5 protein-coding genes are annotated in these 5,886 nt (G+C 45.6%); 4 read left to right on the forward strand and 1 reads right to left on the reverse strand.

The features are described 5' to 3' along the window. The coding region (locus tag Q0191_RS07710; protein ID WP_297665320.1) for a Xaa-Pro dipeptidyl-peptidase at nucleotides 1–2,206 on the reverse strand (2,206 nt) is incomplete at its 3' end. Between the two features lie 102 nt (nucleotides 2,207–2,308). Between Q0191_RS07710 and gla the strand changes: the two genes are divergently transcribed. The 4 genes from gla to Q0191_RS07730 all read left to right on the forward strand — a co-directional run. After that, nucleotides 2,309–3,205, forward strand: coding sequence for an aquaglyceroporin Gla (gene gla, locus Q0191_RS07715; RefSeq protein ID WP_297665322.1), 897 nt, complete (start codon nucleotides 2,309–2,311; stop codon nucleotides 3,203–3,205). Between the two features lie 193 nt (nucleotides 3,206–3,398). Continuing rightward, entirely contained in the window at nucleotides 3,399–4,136 is a 738-nt protein-coding gene (locus Q0191_RS07720; protein ID WP_297665324.1) for a CppA N-terminal domain-containing protein, read from the forward strand. Then, the gene (locus tag Q0191_RS07725; RefSeq protein ID WP_297665326.1) at nucleotides 4,133–5,065 is read left to right on the forward strand and encodes a serine hydrolase domain-containing protein; all 933 of its coding nucleotides are present in this window, start codon (nucleotides 4,133–4,135) and stop codon (nucleotides 5,063–5,065) included. The genes Q0191_RS07720 and Q0191_RS07725 overlap by 4 nt, the downstream gene beginning before the upstream one ends. Before the next feature lie 179 nt (nucleotides 5,066–5,244). Next, a partial coding sequence (locus tag Q0191_RS07730; protein ID WP_297665328.1) for a mevalonate kinase occupies nucleotides 5,245–5,886 on the forward strand: 642 nt, incomplete at its 3' end.

The following is a 5,886-nucleotide window of genomic DNA, read 5'->3' on the forward strand; positions in this document are numbered from 1 at the left end:
TGTGTTCGAAGTCAGTGGTGTAGAGGACGAGGCGGAGTTGGTCGCCTTTTTTCATTTTATAGATGGTTGGTTGCAGTTCAAAGGAAAATTCCAGCCATTGGTCAGGAGTGACTTCTTCGACAGTCAGTAGGTTGGTCCGGTTTTGCAGGTTGATGAAGCCTTTGGTGATGACGCGATGAGGCGTTTCGGCAAAGGGCAGTTCAACCAGATTGTCCAGCATATAGTAGCGGCCGTTATCCATGACTCTAGGCTCAATAGGTGTAGGAATCGGTGTGAGGCGTTTAGCTGGTCCGAAGTCCAGCAATTGAGCAGAAATCAGTCCTTTATCAGTGCTGGATTTGAGGCGAAGATTGATCTGGCTCGCTCCGTTGAGAAAGAGGTCTTTTTCCAAGGTCCAGTCCAGGGTAACCTGGTTGACCTTACCTTCAAAAAGCTCAGTCTTAAAGCTTTGGTAATTTTTAGCAAAACGATTATAGTCTTCTTTTGTATATTGATTTTGGATAGATTGGCAGTCTTGACCTAGTTGGAGATGAAGATTTTGCTCTTGCCCGCCGAAGTCTTCCAAGGTCAGCCAGCTTTGAGCTTGGCTATTGTCCTGCCAGATGACTGCTGGAAGTTCAAAGTCTGATTCACAAGCTAGTAATTTCTTGCTCAGCAGAGCATTGATAGACTCACGGAAGTCGATGGACTGCCAGTTGTTCATGTAAACATGGGCGCCATTGTGGAAGAAGAGATGCTTTTTGATGTGGTGCGGTAAGGCCCGAAACATATTATAGACATGGAGGGGCTTGACATTCCAGTCTTGAGAGCCGTGGGTGAAGACGACTTCGGCCTTGACCTTATCTGTCTGGAGCAGGTAGTTGCGGTCATGCCAAAATTGATTGTAATCTCCAGTTTGCCGGTCTAGGTCTTTGCGCTGCTGCTCTAGGCTTTGCTGATAAGCGTCGTTGTTGCGCAGGTAGTCACCAGCCCTCAGGTTGCGGGAGTAGGTCAGTTCAGTCAGGGATTCAAAGTCCTCTCCTGGGTAGCCTCCAGGACTAGTGACGAGACCGTTTTCTCGGTAGTAGTTGTACCAAGAAGAAATCCCAGCTTCTGCGATAATGACCTCCAAACCATCTACGCCAGTCGTTGCCAGCCCGTTGGACATGGTGCCCAGATAGGAGATACCGGTCGTAGCCACTTTGCCGTTGGCCCAAGTGGCCTTGATTTCCCGTTGGCGAGTGTGGTCGGTGAAGGCTCGGCAGCGGCCATTGAGCCAATCAATAACGTTTTTGTAGGCCTCAATCTGCTGATAGTCACCGCTGGTCATCAGGCCTTGAGAATCTTTGGTCCCCACACCAGATACGTAGAGATTGGCAAAGCCGCGGGGCAGCAAGTAGTCATTGAGCGTGTAGGTGCCGATATGACCCAATTTTTCCTCGGCTTCAGAGACTTCTTGGGCTGGAGCTGGCGCATCCAGCTGGAGCAATTTGAGCTCAGGATCTTGTACTGTGATTTGATGGAGCTCTTTTTTTACTAAGTCCACATTCATATTATGGAGAGCCTTGTCGCTGGCTGGATCGTTGGTTCCTTGATGATAAGGAGAGGCTGTCATGACGGCAGGGATTTGCCCTTGGTAACGAGGACGGATAATGCTGACCTTGACTAGATCTGGCAGGCCGTCTCCATCAGTATCCACGCGTGATTCCACGTAAACCACCTCGCGGATGGCATCGTGGCTGGAAAAGGTTGCCAGGCTCTTGCCGTTGAAGTAGTGGTAGGTATTGTCCTCAGGAATCAAACCCTCGCTGACCAGCTTATCAACCAGCAGATTGCCATTTTTTGTTCGAGTGTTGAGCAGCTGGTAGAGGTTTTCTAGCAGATCGCCGTAGACGATAGGGAAGTTGCTTTCTGTTCGGAATTTCTCAAGATCGGTGAAATCAACAAAAGGCACAAAGTCCAAGAGCTGAAAGGCAGTCATGTAGAAGACCTCAGCTGTCAGTTCGCGGTCTGACTCGAAGAAGGTCAACAAGTCAGTTTCGCTATCAGCGGCCCAAGCTCGAAGCAAGTAGTCGGTATCCTGATAGAGAAAGAAACAGCGTCGTAGAAAGCTTTGGAGATTGTCTTTGTCAGAAAGGTGCGGCTCATAAACAAAGCCCAAGTCGGCTAATTCTTGGCGCATGGTGTCTGGATTTGTCTTGCGATAACTATACTGATTGAAGCGCATATTTTTCCCTCTTTTTCTTATTTTTGTTTAAAATGACCTTTACATTATCCATTATACTTGATAAAATATAGATTGTCTAAAAAATTTTAAAGGAGAAATTAGATGGATTTCAGTTGGGCTATTAAATATGCCACGGAATTTTTAGGGACAGCTATCCTTATTATTTTGGGGAATGGTGCTGTTGCCAATGTTGAATTAAAAGGAACTAAAGGTCATCAAAGTGGCTGGTTAGTCATTGCCGTTGGTTACGGTATGGGGGTTATGATTCCAGCTCTGATGTTTGGAAATACCTCAGGTAACCACATCAACCCTGCTTTTACTTTAGGGCTTGCAATTAGCGGTTACTTCCCATGGGCTCAGGTAGCTCCTTATATTATTGCTCAAGTTTTGGGTGCGATCTTCGGACAGGCTTTGGTCGTAGCGACACACCGCCCTTACTACTTGAAAACAGAAAATCCAAACAATATCTTGGGTACTTTCTCAACCATTTCAAGCCTAGATCACGGGACAGCTGAGTCTCGTAAAGCAGCAACAATCAATGGCTTTATCAATGAGTTTGTTGGTTCCTTTGTTCTTTTCTTTGCAGCGATGGGCATGACTAAACTTCACTTCGGTGCGGAATTGAAGGTTCTTATCGAGAAGAATGTACAACAACAAGCTGATCAAGCAATTAAAGCTGGTCAAAAAGTAGCAGAATCGGATGTTCAAAGTCTGATTCATAATACATTTGCACAAGCAACAAATGGATCATCTGCTGTTGCTCACTTGGCGCTTGGTTTCCTTGTTATGGCCTTGGTAACTTCAGTTGGAGGCCCTACTGGACCAGGTCTTAACCCAGCCCGTGACCTTGGACCTCGTATCCTGCACTTTATCTTGCCAAAATCAATCCTTGGTGAACACAAGGGTGATTCAAAATGGTGGTATTCTTGGGTACCAGTTGTGGCACCAATTCTTGCAGGTATCACAGCAGTAGCTTTGTTTAAAGCGATTTACGGATAATATCTATCGAAAGGCTGAGAGCAATCTCGGTCTTTTTTTGTCAGCCTTTGAGTAGTGGGGAATTACCATATATTTTAGATTTTTTGACTTGTTTGATTAGGATAGTGGAAATGTTCTGAAAATTGTTGGATTGCGCATAATCTCTTGTAAAAAAAATGAAAATCTATTACAATAAAATGGTTCGGAGGAAGTTATGAGTGTGAATCATGTTGCAAGAATCGTTCCAGTAATAAAAGTAAATAATCGGAACCTAAATCAAGATTTCTATAGTAAAACGCTAGGAATGAAATCCCTATTGGAAGAAGGGGCCCAGTTGTCTTTGGGCGATCAAACCAGAACAGAAAGATTGATTTTAGAAGAATCTCCAAGCATGCGCTCTCGTCGAGTTAAAGGAGCAAAGAAATTGGCTCGACTGGTGATCAAGGTGGCAAAAGCGTCAGAAATTGAGGCTTTGCTGGCTCGAGGAATCCAAGTTGATAATTTATATCGTGGTGAGAAAGGATATGCTTTTGAAGCGACTTCCCCAGAAGGTGATCGTATCTTGCTCCATGCGGAAGAGAAGTTGACTTGTCTGCAACCAGTCCAAGAAACTCCTGCATTTGAAGTGCAGGACGATTTTATTGGCTTGAGTCAATTTGATGTGGAAAAGATTAAACTTCGTGTTCCAGATTTGCAGGCTGTTAAGGACTTCTATCAGCCAGTGAGCAATGTCTTGGATTTCCTAGATGTGCAGGAAGCCAAAGGACAAGATTTGCAAGCTGATAATACGAAAACTTGGGATCTGACTATGCTCAAATGTTTGGTGGCGGACTTTGATGTGGAAAAATTGTCATCGATTTTTGCGACACAGGAGTTTTTTGTCCCTAAATCTAAAAAATTCTTGGTCAGCCAAGATCGAAGTAATATTGAACTATGGTTTGAGCAACTATGACTCAGCGGATTTTAGAAAAGATCGATCAGCAGCTTGCTGCGGGGATTTATCCTGGGGCTAGTTTGTCTCTTTATCGTGATGGACATTGGCAGAGTTTTTATCTGGGCTTGGCAGACCCAGCCAATCAATCAGCAACGCGAGCTGGTCTGGTTTATGATCTGGCAAGCGTCAGTAAGGTGGTGGGCGTAGGGACCTTGGTGGCATTTTTGTTTCAGACTGGCGACTTGGATATCGATGCGCCTTTGCGGCGATATTATCCAGCTTTTCATGATGATCGGGTGACCCTGCGCCAGCTGTTGACCCATACCTCTGGGCTAGATCCCTTTATTTCCAATCGGGATAGGCTCAATGCGCAAGAACTAAAGGCGGCTCTTAATAGCTTGACGGTGCTGGATGACAAAACCTTCCATTATACAGATGTTAATTTTCTCCTGCTGGGCTTTATGCTGGAGGAAATCTATGGGGAGGATTTGGACAAGTTATTTGAAGAAAAGATTTTTCAGCCTTGGGCGATGCGGAAAACTAGCTTTGGACCAGTAGCTTCTGCGGTGCCAACTGTTCGTGGTGTTGAAGCAGGGGTGGTTCATGATCCCAAAGCGCGTGTCCTAGGCCATCATGCCGGTAGTGCTGGACTTTTTTCAAGACTTGAGGATTTGCAGATCTTTTTAGAGCATTATTTGCAGGACGAATTTGCAGAGAGATTGAGCCAAAACTATGCTCTAGAGCCGGGCAAGACACGCAGTCTAGCTTGGAATTTGGAAGGGGAATGGCTGGATCATACTGGCTATACGGGTACTTTTATCATGTACAACCGGGCGGAACAGAAAGCCGCAATCTTTCTTTCCAATCGCACCTATGAAAAGGATGAGCGTGCCCAGTGGATTTTAGACCGCAATGAACTGATGGATCTAATCAGAAGAGAGTGGTAGCCTCCTCCCTACCGAAGCCAAAGGCCCGTCACTGATGATAAAATAGGATAGAACTCCGGCTTTTGCTTGGAGTTTTTGACTGCTTAACGTGACTTTGTCAGTCAAGATAGGAAAAGATCGCTTTTTTTCCAAAAGTATATTAAAATATAGAAGATAGAAGGAAGAAATAGAGAGAAAGTATGACGAAAGAGAAGGGTGTCGGCAGGGCACATAGCAAGATTATTCTTATGGGAGAGCATTCGGTGGTCTATGGCTATCCAGCCTTGGCTTTGCCTCTCAACAATATCGAAGTGACTTGTCAGGTATTCCCTTCTGAGAAGCCTTGGACTCTCTATGAGCAAGATACCTTGTCCATGGCTGTATTTGCCTGTCTGGAGCACTTAGGGAAGCAAGGCGCTCAGATTCGTTGTCAGGTGGATTCTATGGTGCCAGAAAAACGGGGCATGGGTTCGTCTGCTGCTGTCAGCATTGCAGCCATTCGTGCGGTTTTTGACTACTTCGAAGAAGCCTTGGATCATGAGACGCTGGAAATTCTGGCCAATCGGGCAGAGATGATTGCCCATATGAATCCTAGCGGTCTGGATGCCAAGACCTGCCTTAGCGATGTAGCCATCAAGTTTATCCGCAATGTCGGATTTTCAGAGATTGAGTTAGATTTGGATGCTCATCTGCTGATTGCGGATACGGGCATTCACGGACACACGCGGGAAGCTATCAAAAAGGTGGAAAGCTTGGGTCAGGAGGCTCTGCCCCTCTTACAGGAGCTGGGAAATTTGACGAAAATTGTTGAAAAGGCGATCCATCTCAAGGATTTGCTAACC

Origin of the sequence: uncultured Streptococcus sp. (assembly GCF_938036805.1) — a bacterium.
Lineage (GTDB): Bacteria > Bacillota > Bacilli > Lactobacillales > Streptococcaceae > Streptococcus.

Bases quoted from the DNA above. Each gene is read 5' to 3' on its own strand.
- Q0191_RS07725 (WP_297665326.1), top strand. From the start codon at position 4,133: ATGACTCAGCGGATTTTAGAAAAGATCGATCAGCAGCTTGCTGCGGGG.
- Q0191_RS07720 (WP_297665324.1), top strand. From the start codon at position 3,399: ATGAGTGTGAATCATGTTGCAAGAATCGTTCCAGTAATAAAAGTAAAT.
- gla (WP_297665322.1), top strand. From the start codon at position 2,309: ATGGATTTCAGTTGGGCTATTAAATATGCCACGGAATTTTTAGGGACA.